General features: G+C 33.8%; 13 protein-coding genes. 6 read left to right on the top strand and 7 right to left on the bottom strand.

What is annotated here, in order from left to right:
* Positions 1–196: 196 nt before the first annotated feature.
* Positions 197–1,423, bottom strand: coding sequence for an aminotransferase class I/II-fold pyridoxal phosphate-dependent enzyme (locus AC061C_RS10100; protein WP_478291069.1), 1,227 nt, complete (start codon positions 1,421–1,423; stop codon positions 197–199).
* A 269-nt stretch (positions 1,424–1,692) separates the two neighbouring features.
* Here AC061C_RS10100 and AC061C_RS10095 point away from each other — a divergent pair, with 269 nt between their 5' ends.
* Positions 1,693–2,151 carry an Lrp/AsnC family transcriptional regulator gene (locus AC061C_RS10095; protein ID WP_478291068.1) on the top strand — a complete coding sequence of 153 codons (459 nt, stop codon included), beginning with the start codon at positions 1,693–1,695 and terminating at the stop codon, positions 2,149–2,151.
* Between the two features lie 151 nt (positions 2,152–2,302).
* A complete protein-coding gene (gene lpdA / locus AC061C_RS10090) occupies positions 2,303–3,706 on the top strand; it encodes a dihydrolipoyl dehydrogenase (protein ID WP_478291067.1) in 1,404 nt (467 codons plus the stop codon).
* Between the two features lie 88 nt (positions 3,707–3,794).
* On the opposite strand, the gene AC061C_RS10085 is transcribed toward lpdA, so the two are convergent.
* Together AC061C_RS10085 and AC061C_RS10080 are read right to left on the bottom strand one after the other, a co-directional pair.
* Positions 3,795–4,175 (bottom strand): DoxX family protein, encoded by a 381-nt coding sequence (locus AC061C_RS10085; RefSeq protein ID WP_417970977.1) that lies wholly within the window; start codon positions 4,173–4,175, stop codon positions 3,795–3,797.
* Positions 4,176–4,210: 35 nt separating this feature from the next.
* Positions 4,211–4,615, bottom strand: coding sequence for a VOC family protein (locus tag AC061C_RS10080; protein ID WP_478291066.1), 405 nt, complete (start codon positions 4,613–4,615; stop codon positions 4,211–4,213).
* Between the two features lie 142 nt (positions 4,616–4,757).
* On the opposite strand from AC061C_RS10080, the gene AC061C_RS10075 reads away from it, so the two are divergent.
* The 4 genes from AC061C_RS10075 (at position 4,758) to AC061C_RS10060 (ending at position 11,552) form a co-directional block, all read left to right on the top strand.
* Positions 4,758–6,044 carry an anthranilate synthase component I family protein gene (locus tag AC061C_RS10075; RefSeq protein WP_478291065.1) on the top strand — a complete coding sequence of 429 codons (1,287 nt, stop codon included), beginning with the start codon at positions 4,758–4,760 and terminating at the stop codon, positions 6,042–6,044.
* Between the two features lie 27 nt (positions 6,045–6,071).
* Positions 6,072–7,382 (top strand): tRNA lysidine(34) synthetase TilS, encoded by a 1,311-nt coding sequence (tilS, locus tag AC061C_RS10070; RefSeq protein WP_478291072.1) that lies wholly within the window; start codon positions 6,072–6,074, stop codon positions 7,380–7,382.
* Entirely contained in the window at positions 7,382–9,403 is a 2,022-nt protein-coding gene (locus tag AC061C_RS10065) for a protein-disulfide reductase DsbD family protein (RefSeq protein ID WP_478291064.1), read from the top strand. Before tilS ends, AC061C_RS10065 begins: the two co-directional genes overlap by 1 nt.
* Before the next feature lie 304 nt (positions 9,404–9,707).
* Positions 9,708–11,552, top strand: a complete 1,845-nt coding sequence (locus tag AC061C_RS10060) for a CocE/NonD family hydrolase (RefSeq protein ID WP_478291063.1) — start codon at positions 9,708–9,710, stop codon at positions 11,550–11,552.
* Positions 11,553–11,678: 126 nt separating this feature from the next.
* Here AC061C_RS10060 and AC061C_RS10055 read toward each other — a convergent pair whose 3' ends face one another.
* The 4 genes from AC061C_RS10055 to AC061C_RS10040 all read right to left on the bottom strand — a co-directional run bounded on the left by AC061C_RS10055 (position 11,679) and on the right by AC061C_RS10040 (position 18,060).
* Complete coding sequence (locus AC061C_RS10055; RefSeq protein WP_478291062.1) at positions 11,679–12,995, bottom strand: ammonium transporter; 1,317 nt, start codon at positions 12,993–12,995, stop codon at positions 11,679–11,681.
* Positions 12,996–13,308: 313 nt separating this feature from the next.
* Positions 13,309–13,686 (bottom strand): PH domain-containing protein, encoded by a 378-nt coding sequence (locus tag AC061C_RS10050; protein WP_309760078.1) that lies wholly within the window; start codon positions 13,684–13,686, stop codon positions 13,309–13,311.
* Between the two features lie 8 nt (positions 13,687–13,694).
* Positions 13,695–14,999: an amidohydrolase family protein gene (locus AC061C_RS10045; RefSeq protein ID WP_478291061.1), complete on the bottom strand. Its 1,305-nt coding sequence runs from the start codon at positions 14,997–14,999 to the stop codon at positions 13,695–13,697.
* 64 nt (positions 15,000–15,063) lie between these two features.
* Positions 15,064–18,060 (bottom strand): amidohydrolase family protein, encoded by a 2,997-nt coding sequence (locus AC061C_RS10040; RefSeq protein ID WP_478291060.1) that lies wholly within the window; start codon positions 18,058–18,060, stop codon positions 15,064–15,066.
* Positions 18,061–18,276 lie beyond the last annotated feature (216 nt).

Here is an 18,276-nt window from a genome sequence, read left to right as displayed (position 1 = left end):
ATTCAAGATAAACATTTGATATTTTGAGATGAGAAAATCAATTTTAGAACCACTTTAAATCGAACAGAGATATTCTAGATTTTAAGGTTAATATTGGTTTTAATATTATAAGTCTAAATGAATTTTATTATTAGAAATAGGTAATAAAAAAAGCAGCAAAATACTTTGCTGCTTTTTGTAATTTAAATTGTATCTACTATTCCGCCAAAACGGATTCTGATGCTAGCACATTCAATTCTATCATGCATTGCTTCATCATTTGATACGTTCTTTCAATATCATTATCTAAACCAATGGAGAATCGAATCAAACCATCAGTCAATCCCATTTCTATTTGTTCCTCCATAGGAATTTCACTGGATGTAGAGGTTCCTGGAGCACTAAATAGAGTTTTGTAAAAGCCTAAGCTCACAGCAAGGTATCCCAAGTTTTTTTCTTGCATCAATTCCATTAAGGCATTTGCCATTTCTAATGTGCCGACATCAAGCGTCATCATTCCCCCAAAACCATACTCATGGTTAATCATGGACGAATACAATTCATGACTCGGGTGACTTTTTAATCCAGGATAAACTGTTTTTAATCCATCTTTTTCAAAGCGTTCTGCCAAATACTTCGCATTATGGCTGTGTTGTTTAATTCTAATATGTAGTGTACGTAAATTTTTCATTACACTAGCCGAACGCAAACTATCCATTGTTGGGCCCAATAACATGCTGGCACCGCTATTTACATTTTTCAAACTGTCGATAAATTCCTGAGAAGCACATGTTACACCACCCACAGTATCACTGCTTCCGTTGATGTATTTTGTTAAACTGTGAATCACTATATCAGCACCTAATTTTGCAGGAGAAACGGACAATGGTGAAAAAGTATTATCGACAACCAATTTCAAATTGTGTTTTTTTGCAATTTTTGATAAGCCTTCAATATCTGCAACTTCCAATAAAGGATTACTTACCGTTTCGCAATATAAAACTTTAGTTTCGGTAGTAATAGCTGCTTCCACAACAGCAAGTTTCGTGATGTCAACAAAAGTGGTTTTGATACCTAATCGTGGCGTGAAATTCTTAAGAAATGCATATGTTCCTCCGTAAATGGTTCTACTTGAAACAATGTGATCGCCTGAGCTGCACAGTTGCAATAGTGTAGGCGTAATTGCACCCATCCCAGAAGCAGATACATTAGCTGTTTCGGTGCCTTCCATTGCTGCCAAGGCTTTGTCTAAGTATAAATTACTCGGCGAGGAATGTCGGGAATACAAGTAGCATCCTTCCATATTACCTTCAAAAGTATCGAACATCGTTTTTGCCGATAAAAAAGTGTAGGTTGACGAGTCTGAAATCGATGGATTTACACCACCAAATTCACCAAAATACTGTAAATCCTGAATGTTGTCTGCGGGATTGAAATTTTTCATAGTTTTTTTGTTATTTGAAGCCATTCCTGCTATTCGCTTTATCTTTTATTCGCCGCGGCGAATAAAAGGATGTCGCTTCTATCAGGGCTAGGAGATTTCGGTTTGAATAAAACCTTTTCAAAATAACAGTGATTTAGATTAATAATCAATCATATTGTTTGATATTAGATTTTAAAACTATTAAATGTAAATAGTATAATTTAATTTTCTAAATTAGCTTTGTAAATAAGAACTTTATAGATTATTTATCCATTCTAAATTTTATTAAAATGACATTAGATTCAATAGATAAAAAACTACTTTTTTTACTACAAACAGACAGTAAGAAAACAACCAAAGAACTTTCCTTAAAACTGAATCTATCTGTCACGGCAGTTTATGAACGTATTAAAAAATTGGAGCGAGAAAGGATTATTGAGAAATATGTTGTTTTAGTCAACCGTTCTAAAGTTGAAAAAGGATTTGTTGTTTTTTGTCATCTTAAATTAATACAACATACCAGGGAGTTTATCGCTAAGTTCGAAAGTGAAGTAATACAGCTTAAGGAAGTGATTGAATGCCATCATGTGAGTGGTGATTATGATTACATATTAAAAATTGTGGTTAAAGATATGGAGGCCTACCGGGAATTTTTGGTTACAAAACTCACCACATTACAGCATATAGGAAGTACGCATAGCACATTTATGATTAGCGAAGTTAAAAACACTACAATTGTTGATATTTAGAATAAACGTGAATTTATAGCGGTATTCAATAATTAGTAAATGTTAACTACTAAAAATTCGTAACAAAAAACCTTCTGAATTAAACTTTAAACAAAACTTAATTCCTTAATTTTGTGCAACATTTTATAAAAACACAATAAAAAAATATACTATGAGTTCATTTGACGTAGTCATTATAGGTTCTGGTCCAGGCGGATATGTAGCAGCAATTCGTTGTGCACAATTGGGTTTCAAAACAGCAATTATCGAAAAATATTCAACTCTTGGTGGAACTTGCTTAAATGTTGGTTGTATTCCTTCAAAAGCATTGCTTGCGTCATCTCACCATTTTAGTGAAATTGCACATTTTGCAGACCACGGAATCGAATTTTCAGGAGAAGTAAAAGTAAACCTAGAGAAAATGATTGCGCGCAAACAAGCGGTTGTTGATCAAACTTCAGGTGGAGTAAAATTTTTAATGGACAAAAATAAAATAACAGTTCTCGAAGGATTGGGTTCATTTGTTGATGCTACACATGTTGCTGTTGCAAAAGCAGATGGAACTACTGAAACTATCGAAGCGAAAAACATCATTATTGCTACAGGTTCAAAACCATCTTCTTTACCTTTTATCAAAATCGATAAAGGGAGAATCATCACTTCTACCGAAGCTTTGAAACTTAAAGAGGTACCAAAACATTTGGTGATTATTGGTGGTGGAGTTATCGGAATCGAATTAGGTCAAGTATATTTACGATTGGGAGCGCAAGTTTCTGTTGTAGAATATTTAGACCGAATCATTCCAGGAATGGACGCTTCGTTGTCTAAAGAATTGACTAAAGTATTAAAGAAACAAGGGATGAAATTCTACGTTTCACACAAAGTGAAATCAGTTGAAAGAAATGGCGAAGGTGTTGTAGTTCAAGCTGAAAATGCAAAAGGAGAAACTATTACGCTGGAAGGAGATTATTCATTAGTTTCTGTTGGTCGCCGCCCGTATACAGATGGTTTGAATGCTGATAAAGCAGGAGTAAAAATCTCAGATAGAGGAATGGTTGAAGTAAACGATCATTTACAAACTTCAGTTCCAAATATCTATGCAATTGGCGATGTTGTTCGTGGAGCAATGTTAGCGCATAAAGCAGAAGAGGAAGGAACTATGGTTGCTGAAATTTTAGCGGGTCAGAAACCACATATTGATTATAACTTGATTCCTGGAGTTGTTTATACTTGGCCAGAAGTAGCTGCTGTTGGCCAAACGGAAGAGCAATTGAAAGCTGCTGGAGTAGAGTATAAAGCGGGAAGTTTTCCTTTCAAAGCTTTAGGTCGTGCTCGTGCAGGTGGGGATTTAGACGGATTTGTAAAAATTCTTGCAGATGCAAAAACAGATGAAGTTTTAGGCGTTCATATGATTGGTGCTCGTTGTGCGGATTTAATCGCTGAAGCAGTAACTGCAATGGAATTTAAAGCATCTGCTGAAGATATTTCAAGAATGTCTCATGCGCATCCAACTTTTGCGGAAGCAATAAAAGAAGCAGCTTTAGCAGCAACTGATAATAGAGCTTTGCATGTGTAATTAAAAATCTAAATTGGATAATTAATTTTGTTTTAAAATAAAGAAACCCGTTCAATTGAACGGGTTTCTTTATTTATAGGAATCTGTTTTAGCCTTTTGCTACAAACAGACCTTTGTAATTTTCCCAATGGCTGTAAATTAAAAACAGATTTCCTAAAAATAAGAACATCGCAATAGGTATTCCTTCCGGTGACAAGAAAAAGTTAATAAATAAAATATTTAAAGTTATGGGAAGGATCAAGATATTGGCCAATGTCACGTATCTACCTGTAAGAAAAGACAATCCGCAGAGGAGTTCTATTGATTTAGCTAAAGGAATTAAGTACGTTGAGGCAACTAAACCTACATTAAAAGCTTTGAAATTTCCAGTAGCTTCTGGTTCTGGCGCTAGTTTTAAAAAGAAACTAACCGATGCAAATAATAATAAAAGTCCAATTAGGCTTCGAATAATAATAATTGCGATTTTCATAGTATATTATTTAAGTGGTTACATATTGAAAATTATTATAGTGGAATTGCATTTTCATCCATATACATAATTTCCCACTGATGCCCGTCTAAATCAGCAAAACTATGTCCATACATCCATCCATGATCTTGTGGTTCCGTATATATTGAGCCACCGGCATCTACTGCAGTTTTTACCATTTCATCTACTTTTTCTCTACTATCAGCATCTATTGCAATTAATACTTCTGTATTTTTATGGGCATTGCAAATTTCTTTTTTGGTAAAGTCTTTAAATCGTTGCTCAGTAAGAAGCATCGCAAAAATAGTGTCTCCAATAATCATGCATGTGGCGTGTTCATCAGTAAATTGTGGGTTGAAAGAAAATCCAAGTTTAGTAAAAAAATCAACAGATTTTTTAAGGTCTTTAACAGCTAGATTAATGAAAATTTTTGAAGCCATAATCGGAATGATTTAATGATTTAAAAAATCTAAAATTGAACACTCACTATCAAATTTACAAAAAAATAAGCTAATTTTAGTAAAATCGTTTATTGAAGGTTTATTTTTTGTTGTAATTTTGAATTTTAAATACCAATACTTTTTGAGAACTTCTATTTACAAGTATATTTCTGATCCAAAACTGTTAAAAGAACAGCTTTTATTTTGGTCACAACAATTTCGCGAAATCATATATTTAGACAGTAATGACTATCCGCAGAATTATTCGAGTTATGATTGTGTTCTCGCTGTTGACGCATTTACTTCAATAAAAACTGATTATCACAATGCTTTTGAGGATTTAAAACAATACCAACAAAGTACTAAAGATTGGCTTTTTGGCTATTTATCCTATGATTTAAAAAATGATATAGAGCAGTTGCAATCAACTAATTTTGACGGAATAGGATTTCCAGATTTGTATTTCTTTCAGCCTAAAAAGTTATTTTTATTGAAAGGGAATCAACTCGAAATTCAATACCTTAATTTGTGTGATGATGAAGTAGAGGAAGATTTTGAAAATATAGTTAAAAGTCAAAAGTCAAAAGTCGAAATTGAAGCACTAGTAACGATCCAACAACGAATTCCGATGGAGAATTATCTTCAAAAAGTTTCAAAAATAATAGAACACATTCATCAAGGAGATGTTTACGAAGCTAATTTTTGTATGGAGTTTTTTGCTGAAAAAGCAACGATTGATCCAATCCAAAAGTTTTTAAAACTCAATGAAATCTCCAAACCACCTTTTGCTGTTTTTTTTAAAAATAACAATCACTTTTTACTTTCGGCTACACCAGAACGATATCTAAGAAAAGAGGGTGATTTGCTTATTTCACAACCGATAAAAGGAACTGCCAAACGATTTTCAGACCCAATTGAAGACGAAAATTCAATAAAACAATTGGCTTTAGACCCAAAAGAACGATCAGAAAACATAATGATTGTGGATTTAGTTCGTAATGATCTGTCTAGAACGGCACAAAAAGGATCTGTAGAAGTACAAGAGTTATGCAAAATTTACTCTTTTTTGCAAGTACACCAAATGATTTCGACGGTAACATCAAAATTAGACACGCAATATTCAGCAGTAGATGCATTAAAAACCACTTTTCCGATGGGAAGTATGACTGGTGCACCCAAAATTTCAGTGATGAAAATCATTGAACAGCTGGAAGAGACAAAACGGGGTTTATATAGTGGTGCCGTGGGGTATTTTTCGCCAAATGGTGATTTCGATTTCAATGTAGTAATCCGAAGCATTTTGTACAATAAAGAAAAAAAATATGTTTCATTCTCTGTAGGAAGTGCTATTACATCTCAATCTATTCCCGAAAAGGAGTATGAGGAATGTTTGCTTAAAGCAAAAGCGATGCGAGAAGTTTTAACCTAAAACAAAATGAATTTATTAAATTTGAATATGCTACAGAAATTCCAAGATCATCTTCGTCAAAACTTTCAGTTCTTGAACGGAAAAAAAATTCTTCTTGCTACAAGTGGCGGGAAAGACAGTATGGTTCTCTTGCATTTGTTTCAGCAATTGGATTATAGAATAGGGATTGCACATTGTAATTTTCAGTTGCGTGGAATGGAGAGTTTTGAAGACCAAAATTTTGTCCAGGAATATGCTTCCGCAAATGATATTCCGGTATTTATTACACAATTTGATACCAAAGCTTTTGCAGAAGATTTTAAAGTCTCTACTCAAGTTGCCGCCCGTGAGTTGCGCTATAACTGGTTTTATGAATTATTAGAGACTGAAAAATTTGATTATATTCTTACGGCACATCATGCCGATGATAATTTGGAAACTTTTTTAATTAATTTGAGTCGTGGAACTGGATTAGAGGGTTTGACAGGGATTCCGGAACAGAACGAAAAAGTAGTGCGTCCGCTTTTGGCATTTAGCCAAGAAGAAATCGAAGAATATGCCAAATTTAATACTATTCAATGGCGAGAAGATAGCAGCAATGCGTCTGACAAATACCTTCGGAATAAAATTCGCCATCATTTGGTTCCGATGTTAAGGGAATTGAATTCAAATTTTCTTTCGTCATTTCATAAAACGCAAACGTATTTGCAAGAAGCACAAGTGATGGTCGAAGATGCTTCGATTATGATTTACCAGCAAATAGCTAAACAAGAGGAAGACACAATTTATTTTGATTTAAAGAAATTGCAACAATTACCCAATTTCAAATCCTATTTGTACCAATGGCTAAAAGAATTTGAGTTTACCGCGTGGGAGGATATATATGATTTGGTCGAAAGCCAACCTGGAAAATCTATTTTTGCTCCAGAATATCGTTTATTGAAAGATAGAGAATTCTTAATTTTAAGCCCGATAGATTTTACAGGTTCAAATGATAAATACTATATTCAAAAAGATCATTCGGAAGTTAATATTCCCTTAAAACTTACACTTTGTAAAGTAGCTGACATTAGTATCGTTTCAAATAAAACTATATTTGTTGACGCAGATAAAATCTGTTATCCACTAGTTTTACGAAGATGGAATGAGGGAGATGTTTTTCAACCTTTTGGGATGAATGGAAAATCTAAAAAAGTAAGTAAGCTTTTTAAAGATGAAAAATTGTCTTTACTAAAAAAGGAAAACGTCTGGATTCTATGTTCTGATAATGCAATAGTTTGGGTTATTGGGATTCGTCAGGATGAACGCTTTAAAATTAATACAACAACAAATAACATACTCAAAATACAATTAGACTAATGAAGAAACTATTATTTTTATTCATTGCTTTTTTGGCTTATTCCAATGGTAATGCGCAAATTCTAGATCCAGCAAAATGGACTACCAAAATAGAGAAAAAATCAGACACAAACTACGTCTTAACATTTAATGCTGTAATCGAAAATGATTGGCATTTATACTCCCAGTTTACCCCAGATGGAGGACCATTACCATTAGAAATTATCTTTAAAAATCAAAAAGGGAATTTCAACTTAGTAGGAAAAGCTAAAGAAAGCAAAACAAGAACAGCTTACAATGATATTTTTGAAGTAAATGAAACATTTTTTGAGAAAAAAGCTCAAATCCAACAAGAAATTAGCATTACAAATCCAAAGCTTACGGAAATAAAAGTTGATTTTAACTTTCAGGTTTGTAAAGACGTTTGTATCAATGTAGAAAAAAACTTTACAATTAAAGTTCCTGTTGTTAAATTAGTTGCAACTGCTAGCACAACTGATTTAGTACCTGTAGACTCCACAAAAGTTGCTCCAGTAATTTCTAATAGTGCTGTTGATGAAAAACAAGAGACTAAGTCCGAGAGAGTTTCAACTATAGACCCAAAACCGGCTGCGAAAAGAGGATTGTGGTCCATTTTCTTCATAGCTTTTTTATCAGGATTTGCAGCATTGCTAACCCCTTGTGTGTTCCCAATGATTCCTATGACAGTGAGTTTTTTTACAAAACAAAGCAAAACTAAAGCCAAAGGAATTCGAAATGCTATTATTTATGGCATTGCAATTATTTTTATTTATGTGGTGTTGGGATTTTTAGTGACTTGGATTTTTGGTGCCGATGCCTTAAATGCACTCTCTACAAATGTGTGGTTCAACATCATATTCTTTATACTGCTTGTTGTATTTGCCTCATCATTTCTGGGTGCTTTCGAAATTATGTTGCCTAATTCTTGGGCTAACAAAGTAGACAGTCAAGCGGATAGAGGCGGAATAATAGGCATTTTATTCATGGCGTTGGCATTAGCGATTGTATCTTTTTCTTGTACGGGACCAATCGTAGGAACTCTTTTAGTCGAAGCGGCATCTAAAGGCGGAATAGCACCAATTATAGGAATGTTCGGATTTTCATTGGCTTTAGCCTTACCATTTATGTTGTTTGCCATGTTTCCTGGTTGGTTGAATTCATTGCCAAAATCAGGTGGTTGGTTGAATACTGTCAAAGTAGTTTTAGGATTTTTAGAATTGGCTTTGGCATTTAAATTTTTGTCGAATGCAGATTTGGTATTGCAATTGCATTTTCTTGAGAGAGAAGTGTTCCTTGTGATTTGGATTGCCATTTTTGGAACATTAGCCTTTTATCTATTCGGAAAAATTACATTACCGCATGATAGTCCTATGAATCATATTTCTGTAGGACGATTATACTTAGGATTGGTAGTTTTAGCTTTTACTGTTTATTTGATTCCCGGAATTTGGGGAGCACCATTAAAAATAATTTCTGGTTTTCCGCCCCCTATGACTTACAGCGAAAGTCCGTACGGAGTTGGGAATTCTAAAGGCGGTTCGAACGCATCTGCCCAAATTTTGCCCGAAGGAGCGCATTTAGGTCCACATGATTTGATCGCTTTTGAAGATTATGAAAAAGGATTGGCTTATGCCAAATCAGTAAAAAAGCCTATTTTACTTGACTTTACAGGATATGCATGTGTCAATTGTAGAAAAATGGAAGACTTTGTTTGGTCTGATCCTGCAATTTTAAAAATATTACAAAATGAAGTAGTATTAATCTCTTTATATGTAGATGATAAAAGAGAATTGCCAAAAAGCGAGCAATATGTATCTAAAGAAACTGGTAAAGAAATTGTAAGTGTTGGAAATAAATGGAGTGATTTTCAAATTACAAAATTTAAGGCTAATGCACAGCCGTACTACATTATATTAGACAATGACGGAATGATGTTGTCTGACAAACCAGAGAGTTACAATTCAGATATAAATGCTTACAAAGCTTGGTTGAGATCTGGCATAGATCGTTTTAAAAAATAGAAATGACAAGAATTTAATTGTTCTAAAAACACTAATTGTTACTACTGTGAAGGTAGTAGTTAGTGTTTTTTTTTGCTTTATGTTTTAATCAATTCTCTTTTAAGTCGTTTTAGTAAAGAGGGAATTTTAAGCAACTGCTTAAATACTGGCAGGTTGTTTTATTCAAGAAGGATTTAAATAGTGTTGCTATTTTCTTTATCCTCTTTGAATTTGCAGCGATTTGATAGAGATAAAATTATTTGGTTTAAGGCCTTATATTCATTGAGATTTTTTACCTTTAAAAACTATTTTTAATTCAAAAATCATGAAAAAACTATTTAGTATTGCATTACTTTTCGTTAGTGTAATTCTTTTTGCTCAAGACAAAGCACCAAATTATGTTGCTGCTAATTATACTAAAAAAGAAGTGCATATCAAGATGCGGGATGGAGCTGAGCTCTTTACTTGTATTTATTCTCCAAAGGATCTTTCAAAAAAGTATCCTATTATAATGCAAAGGACTCCCTATGATTGTGCCCCGTATGGCGCAGATCAATTCAAAAGGAGTATCTCACCAAGCGAAACGATGATGAAAGAGGGCTATATAGTAGTTTATCAAGATGTTAGAGGTCGTTATATGAGCGATGGTTTGTATGATAATATGCGTGGTTTTGTGCCAAATCGAAAAAATAAGAAAGATATTGATGAAGCCTCTGATACCTACGACACGATTGATTGGTTAGTTAAAAATGTAGCAAACAATAATGGAAATGTAGGAACTTGGGGAATTTCATATCCGGGATTTTATGCGACTTATTCATTATTAAGTAACCATCCTGCATTGAAAGCAGTTTCGCCTCAGGCATGTATTTCCGATTTCTTTTTTGATGATTTTCATCACAATGGAGCTTATTTATTGAGTTATTGGAAAGTGACACCATTATTTGGCCCGCAAAAAACGAAGAGAACTACCGAAGATTGGTTTAAATTTGCAGATGTTGGTACCAAAGATGATTATCAATTTTTCTTGAATGCTGGACCTTTGTCAAATTTGGACAAATATTATGGTAAGGATAATGAGTTTTGGCAACTGTTGAAAGATCATTCTAGTTATGATGATTTTTGGCAGAAACGTGGAATTTTACAGCATTTAAAGAATATCAAGCCAGCAGTGATGACTGTAGGAGGCTGGTTTGATGCAGAAGATTTGTACGGTCCATTAAATACTTACAGTACTATTGAAAAAAACAGTAAAAACTATAATACTATTGTTATGGGGCCTTGGAGTCATGGTGATTGGGCTAGAAATTCAGCAAAACAGGTAATAGGAAATATCAATTTTGGAGATAGTATTTCAGGTTTTTATCAAAAAAACATAGAAGCTAATTTCTTTCGTCATTTTTTAAAGGAGAATGGAAAAGGGGAGAATAAATTACCTGAAGCTTATGTTTTTGATTCTGGTAGAAAAGAATGGAAAACATACGATGCGTGGCCACCGCAAAATACAGTAAAACAAGATTTCTTTTTACAAGAAAACAAATTGTCTAAAATGGCAACGAAAAATGTTGCCTTTGAAGAATTTGTTAGTGATCCAAAAAAACCAGTACCTTCCTCAGAGGATATTCTGCAAGGTTTTACCCCAAGAAAATACATGACTGATGATCAGCGATTTGCAGCTAAGCGTCAAGATGTGATTGTTTTTGAGACAGAAGTATTAGCTGATGATATGTCACTAGCTGGTGAAATACTAGCTAAATTACAAGTTTCTACTACAGGAACTGACGCAGATTGGATTGTGAAAGTGATTGATGTTTTTCCAAGTGACGAGCCGGAAACAAAAGAAGTTGCCTCTTATTTAAAGATGAGTAACTATCATATGATGGTTCGCAGTGAAGTAATGCGAGGACGTTTTAGAAATAGCTTTTCAAAACCGGAACCTTTTGTTGCAAATGAAAAAACGGCAGTAAATATTAAATTACAGGATGTTTTTCATACCTTCAAAAAAGGCCATAAAATCCAGATCCAAGTTCAAAGTACTTGGTTTCCTCTAATAGATTTGAATCCGCAAACGTTTGTAGAAAATATTTTTTATGCCAAACCAGAAGATTTTCAAAAACAAACACATCGCATTTATAGTGACTCAAAGATAGAGTTTACCATTTTGAAATAGTAAAAATTAGATTTGAATACTATATCAAAAAGGCTACCAGTATTTGGTAGCCTTTTTTGTGTTTAGTTCGGTTTATTTTTTTAAACGTACAAAATTGTATAGTTGTTTTCTTAATGAACAGCTAATTTATAGAAATTCGCCGTGCTGAGAAATATCTAATCCTAATTCTTCCTTTTCTTCACTAACGCGGAGTGGTGTTATTTTATTTACAATAAAGAATAGGAAATAGGAAGCAGAAAAAGCAAACACCGAAACTATAACTAAGGCAGTCAATTGGTTTAAAAATAGAGTAGTGTCTCCAAATATAAGTCCCTGATTGTCGCCAACTACTGAATTAACTGATTTGGATGCAAATACACCAGTTAGTAACATACCAACCATTCCTCCAACTCCGTGACATGCAAATACATCTAGAGCATCATCAATTTTACCTTTTGGAAATTTACTAACAACTAAATTACTGACAATACTAGCAAAAATACCAATAAAAATGGCATGAGGAATAGTTACAAAACCTGCTCCAGGTGTAATGGCTACTAATCCTACAACGGCTCCTATACACGCGCCCATTGCAGAAAGTTTGTGTCCTAAAATTTTATCAAGAAATACCCACGTCATTCCCGCAGCCGCAGCCGCTACAGTTGTGGTTCCTAATGCTTGTACCGCCAAACCATTTGATCCTAAAGCTGATCCAGCATTAAAACCAAACCATCCAAACCATAGCAAACCAGTTCCTAGTAAAACATAGGTGATACGAGCAGGATTTACTTTTTGTATTTTTCTTTTCCCCAGGAATATGGCTCCAGCCAATGCAGCCCATCCAGCGCTCATGTGCACTACCGTTCCACCAGCAAAATCTAATACGCCCATTTTAAAGAAAATGCCATCAGGATGCCAAGTCATGTGCGCTAATGGAGCATAAACCAATAGTATAAATAGTACCATAAACAGTAAGTAAGCCCAGAAACGAATTCGCTCTGCAAATGCACCAGTAATTAAGGCTGGTGTTATGATAGCAAATTTTGCCTGAAACAAAGCAAATAACATAAACGGTATAGTTGGAGCGAGACTCCAAGCGGTATTTGTCCCTACGTTTTGAAAAAATAAATTGGGCAATGGGTTGCCAATTATTCCTCCTATTGTTGGTCCAAATGATAAACCGAATGCAATTACTACCCATAAAACAGTAACAATGATCATAGCCATAAAACTTTGTAACATGGTACTAATAACATTTTTTTTACCTACCATTCCACCGTAGAAAAAACCTAGACCAGGCGTCATGATTAATACAAGTGCTGTTGCAACAATCATCCATGCCGTATCGCCAGTATCAAATTTTACGGCTACCTCTGGAGCAGGACTGTCGATTATGAAATAATTTGAAAAAAGAGTGGCCACCAAAATTGTGAATAAAATCACGCTTAAAATAATTTTTCGCATTGTTTTTTAGTTTTAAATTTTTATAAAAATATAAAAATCTTAAATAACCCCTTAAAAAATATGCTTTACACCTTTATTTTTACAGTATAAACAATACGACCCCTATTTATTTATGGGTATGAAATAATTTAAAGTAAAAAATTATAATTTATTAATGTTAGTTTAATGTTTTTTTCAAATAAGTAAAAGTATTTTGAAGAACAGCGATGTAAGATAAATCAAGGGCACAATTATTTTATACCCTATTTAAAAGAAAAAGCACCAATCGAAAAGTAATTTCAATTGGTGCCATTTTATCTTTGAATTTTGATATCTACTTTAAAAGGTGTTGACTCAAAATTTTATAAACTTCATTGATGTTATTTCCTCCTTTGCCAAAAGTTTTTATTATTGGTGTATTGTCGTTATTGAGCCAAATTTTTAATTCAGCATCCATATCTAATATTCCGGCACTTTCTTTAGAGAATTTTTTGATACTGGAATAAGGTATTGACATGTAATCAACTTTGGTTCCTACCAATTGTTTTTCGACTAAAATAAGTCTTTTGTTAGTAAAAATAAACATGTCACGGATGAGTTTATAGGCTTTCTCTATGATCTCACCGTCGATTAAAATAGGTTCAAATTCTCTTGAAATATTTTCAATGTTCACTTCGGATGCATTGCCTAGGATGGCATTAAATAGTCCCATAAAATGTTTTATTTTTGATTGTACTTTGTTTTGTATTTTTCGTTCATTCTGGTTTGATGCGTTTCTAAGCTGATCATTCTACCCTGAATAAAAGCATTTGTCAATTTATTAGTTCTCATATCTAAAGCATCGCCTTCAGATATAAACAATGTCGCATCTTTACCTTGTTCTAAGGTACCACATTGCGCATCAATTCCAAGTATTTTAGCGGTATTAGAGGTAATTAATTGTAATGCTTGTTCTTTGTCAAGGCCATAAGCTGCGCAGGTTCCCGCTAAAAACGGTAAATTTCTAGTATTCATACGTTCCATTGCTCCACTATTTTCTAAACCTACTAGCACTCCTTTATCTGTTAATAATTTGGCTGATTTGAATGGTAAATCAACATCATCATCTTCGTTTTCAGGCATGTCATGTACCCGTTTGAGTAACACACCAATATTATTTTTCTGCAATAATTCGGCCGTTTTGTACGCTTCATATCCACCCACAATGACCATTTTTTTGATGCCATTTTCTTTTGCAAATTGAACTGCATCTATGATTTGCTTTTCTTCATTGGCATTTATAAATAAGGTTTGGCTGCCATCAAATAGACCTTTGGTAGCCTCTAAAACTAAATTTCTTTCTTTGGAGCTGTCTCCTAAATACGCTTTAGCATTAGACAAGAATGTTGATAATTCTAAAATCTGTTTTGCGTAGTCTTTATTTGGTTCAATGCTACCAGGTTCAAACCAAGAACCACTTCTTCTAAAAGTTGCAGGAAAGTTCATGTGCATTCCATCATTTTCTTTAATCGTCGCATCTTTCCAGTTCCATGCGTCCAGCTGAACAATTGAGGACGAACCCGAAATTATTCCACCACGTGGTGTGATTTGAGCCATCAAAATTCCGTTAGGTCTTACTGTTTCAATTACTTTCGAGTCGGCTGTATAGGCAATGATACTTCGTACATTTGGATTCATTGTCCCAATCTCGTCTTCATCATCAGATGATTTGATGGCGTCAATTTCTACTAAACCCAATGTAGAATTGGGAGCTATAAAACCGGGATAAACATGTTTTCCGCTCGCTTCGATGGTAATGTCATAAGCACCACTCGCTAATCGAATTACTCTTGCATCCGCAACAAGATTTATTTTTCCGTCAACAAATCCTATGGCACTATTCTCAATGATTGTTCCATTTCCCAAATGTGCCGTAGCATTAAGAATAAGAACTGATTTTGATTGTTTCAAAGCCGGTGTTAGTTGTGCTTTTGTAGCTATTGATAAACTAAATACCAATAGCAATATGTATATTTTTTTATTCATTTTTATTTTTTTATTTAGAATTCCTAAACTTTTTCGAAAAAGTATTTGCTGTAATGGTCCGTATTTATTGTTCCATTGTATCACAGTGGTATTCTTTTTTCTCCGCTTTTTTTGGTTCTTGAGTGATCATTCCTTTATTTTTTTCTTGCAAAAGTTGACCAATTAATTCATTTCGTTCTTTTGCAATAGAAGCTCTATGTTGCAAATCGTTTTCAATATCGTAATATACAACACCTTCAATCATTGTTTTCTCTGCTTTTGCATATATCGATAATGGATTAGCGTTCCACAAAACCATATCGGCATCTTTACCCACTTTTATACTTCCTACTTTATCATCAATATGCAATAGTTTAGCTGGATTTAGTGTTACAAATTTCCAAGCTTCTTCTTCAGAAACATTACCATACTTTACTGCTTTTGCAGCTTCTTGATTCAATCTTCTTGACATTTCTGCATCATCAGAATTGTAAGCAACAACCACTCCTGCATTATGCATAATAGGACCGTTAAATGGAATAGCATCATTTACTTCAAATTTATAGGCCCACCAATCAGAGAATGTAGAAGCACCAACGCCATGTTCTTTCATTTTATCGGCTACTTTATACCCTTCTAGGATGTGAGTAAATATGCTTACTTTGAAATTGAATTTCTCGGCTACATTCATCAACATCAAAATTTCTGATTGTACATAAGAGTGACACGAAATAAAACGCTCTTTATTTAAAATTTCTGCTAATGTTTGTAGTTCTAGGTCAACTCTCGGTGCTTTTAAGTTTCCTTTTTTACCATTGGCATTGTAGTTTTTCCACGCCATATCATAGTCTTTAGCACGCTGAAAATAGTCTGTGAATACTTGTTCTACACCCATTCTTGTTTGAGGAAAACGAGTTGGATTTGTGATACCCCAGTTGGCTTGTTTAACATTTTCACCTAAAGCAAATTTGATAAAACCAGGTTGATTTTTATACAACATTTCCTCTGCTGGTGCACCCCATTTCCATTTTACAATTGCGGAACGTCCCCCAATTGGGTTGGCTGAACCGTGTAATAATTGTGAAACAGTAACTCCACCTGCTAAATCTCTATAGATGTTTATGTCTTCTGAATTAACTACGTCTTGAATGGTAACTTCGGCGCTAGAGTTGTGACCGCCTTCATTCACTCCATTAGAAATTGCAATGTGCGAATGCTCATCAATAATACCGCTCGTTAAATGCTTTCCTTTTGCATCGACATTGATCGCAGAGCCGTCAGTAATATTTTTACCAATAGCAGCTATTTTTCCATTTTTTACCAATACATCAGATTCTACTAAAATACCATCTTTCTCATTGGTCCAAACTGTAGCATTTTTAAATAAAATAGTTTCCGCAGTTGGTTTTTTTAAATTACCATACGCCACATTCGGGAATGTAATCGGCATAACGGCATTATTCTTTTCAATTTTTGAGGAATCAATCACTTTTACAAATGGTGCTGTTTTTATCGCAGTCCATTTCACTTCATTTCCGTTGAAAAGCACCGCTTTTCCAGATAGATTCTGATTTTCTTCAACGTATCCTATAAGTCTAGTAAAACTAGTTTTAGTCGAGTCTATTGGTTTGATTACAGTAGAAATCCAGTTATTGGTAAAAGTAAGCTTGGATTTTATTTTTTTATTGTCTGTAGTTGTTACTTCTGATTTTGGTGCGGCAACTTCGCCATCAATTTTCCACTTGTATTTTTCGCTGTTGATGGTTAAATCATAATCACCGCGAATATCTCGTATTGCAATATCGTTTATCACAAACTTGTTGCCTTGAACCCAGTTTTCGTAAAGTATTGTTTTATCATTAAAGATCTCACCAGATGCGATAATAAAATTAGCTAAACTACCCGTTTTCAAACTTCCTATTTCATTGCTTTTTCCTAAAATTGCTGCAGGAATAGTTGTCAACGCTTCCAGTGCTTTTGTTTTGTCAAATCCGTATTTAATGGCTTTAAGTAGGTTAGTTCTAAAGTCTTCTAGTTTTTTTAATTTGTCAGTGGTTAGGGCAAATACAACGCCATTATCTGCTAACACTTTAAGATTAGTTGGTGCTTGATTCCAAAAGCGCAAATCTTTCAATTCCATCTGATTGGCTTGGTTTGGGTCAGACACATCATACGCTTCAGGGAAGTTAATTGGAATGATAAATTTTGAATTGGTCTTTTTGATTTCTTCAATGCGTTCAAATTCATTTCCGTTGCCTTTCAAGATGTAATTCAGTCCAAATTCTTTTCCAATTTTGGCAGCTCTCAAACTGTTTAATTTATCTTCAGAAGCAAATATTTGTACTAATTTCTCATTGTTGGCTACAGCCTCTAAAGTGATATCTTTATTTGTTGCATTTCCTTTTTTGTACCAGTCTAAGTCAAGATACATTTGGCGTAATAGAGCCATCATTCCCATTAGTGAACTTGGATAAGCTTGATTTGTGGTAGCACTTCTGGTAAAAGCATAATGATTGGTTACTCGATCAGTAATTAATTGGCTGCTTTTATCAAAATTATTTAAAGCAATTAATGTTCCTGATCCTCTGGCAATTCCGTCTTGAACGTGCGTACCTACAACACCAAATCCCGCTTTCAATAACTCTTCTGCTTTGGGTTGGTCGTATTTAAAACTTTCATATCCGTTGACTTCTGATTTTATGTTTTCGTTCCAGTAGTGTCCAGATTTTTTGGTATCGTATAAAGGATTTCTTTCGTTGCTTCCCATCCCTTTTGGTTTTTCGATCCCAAAGCTGGTGTACATATCGATAAAAGAGGGATAAATTGATTTTCCGTCTAAATTTATGGTTGTGCAATTTTTAGGAATAACAACAGTAGCTCCAGCGGCAATTACTTTTCCGTTTTGAATGAGTAAAGTTCCTTTTTCAATGACTTGTGTTGGAGTAACATAAATTTTAGCATTAGTAAATGCCGTAAAATTGGTGTTTTTGTTAGGGATACTTTCATTGTTTGGAAAGTATTCTTGGGCATAAGCTTTTGGTAATAAAATACTGAATAGCAGTAAAAGTAAGATTTTTTTCATAGTGTAGTTTCTAATTATTTTCTAAAAGTAAAAAAAGGAATAGTTTAAGCCGTCTTTTTTTATGATTTTAACATTTGTTACTTAAGATAATTGTTAGATAGCGGCCTATTTTTATGAAGTATTCCTATTTATTTAGATTGATAGCTATATATTTTAATTCATTCCCAAATTTTGTAAGAATAAGTATAATAATTGAAAATGTTTTTATAATTTTAG

This window comes from Flavobacterium sp. GNP010 (assembly GCF_056428945.1).
The sequence above is the reverse complement of the archived record's forward strand: the minus strand, read 5'-3'. Positions and strand labels throughout refer to the sequence as shown.

Excerpts from the sequence above, each read along its gene's own strand:
- AC061C_RS10100 (WP_478291069.1), bottom strand. The coding sequence starts at position 1,423 with ATGAAAAATTTCAATCCCGCAGACAACATTCAGGATTTACAGTATTTT.
- AC061C_RS10060 (WP_478291063.1), top strand. The coding sequence starts at position 9,708 with ATGAAAAAACTATTTAGTATTGCATTACTTTTCGTTAGTGTAATTCTT.
- AC061C_RS10065 (WP_478291064.1), top strand. The coding sequence starts at position 7,382 with ATGAAGAAACTATTATTTTTATTCATTGCTTTTTTGGCTTATTCCAAT.
- AC061C_RS10085 (WP_417970977.1), bottom strand. The coding sequence starts at position 4,175 with ATGAAAATCGCAATTATTATTATTCGAAGCCTAATTGGACTTTTATTA.
- AC061C_RS10055 (WP_478291062.1), bottom strand. The coding sequence starts at position 12,995 with ATGCGAAAAATTATTTTAAGCGTGATTTTATTCACAATTTTGGTGGCC.
- lpdA (WP_478291067.1), top strand. The coding sequence starts at position 2,303 with ATGAGTTCATTTGACGTAGTCATTATAGGTTCTGGTCCAGGCGGATAT.
- AC061C_RS10080 (WP_478291066.1), bottom strand. The coding sequence starts at position 4,615 with ATGGCTTCAAAAATTTTCATTAATCTAGCTGTTAAAGACCTTAAAAAA.
- AC061C_RS10040 (WP_478291060.1), bottom strand. The coding sequence starts at position 18,060 with ATGAAAAAAATCTTACTTTTACTGCTATTCAGTATTTTATTACCAAAA.
- AC061C_RS10095 (WP_478291068.1), top strand. The coding sequence starts at position 1,693 with ATGACATTAGATTCAATAGATAAAAAACTACTTTTTTTACTACAAACA.
- tilS (WP_478291072.1), top strand. The coding sequence starts at position 6,072 with ATGCTACAGAAATTCCAAGATCATCTTCGTCAAAACTTTCAGTTCTTG.
- AC061C_RS10050 (WP_309760078.1), bottom strand. The coding sequence starts at position 13,686 with ATGGGACTATTTAATGCCATCCTAGGCAATGCATCCGAAGTGAACATT.
- AC061C_RS10045 (WP_478291061.1), bottom strand. The coding sequence starts at position 14,999 with ATGAATAAAAAAATATACATATTGCTATTGGTATTTAGTTTATCAATA.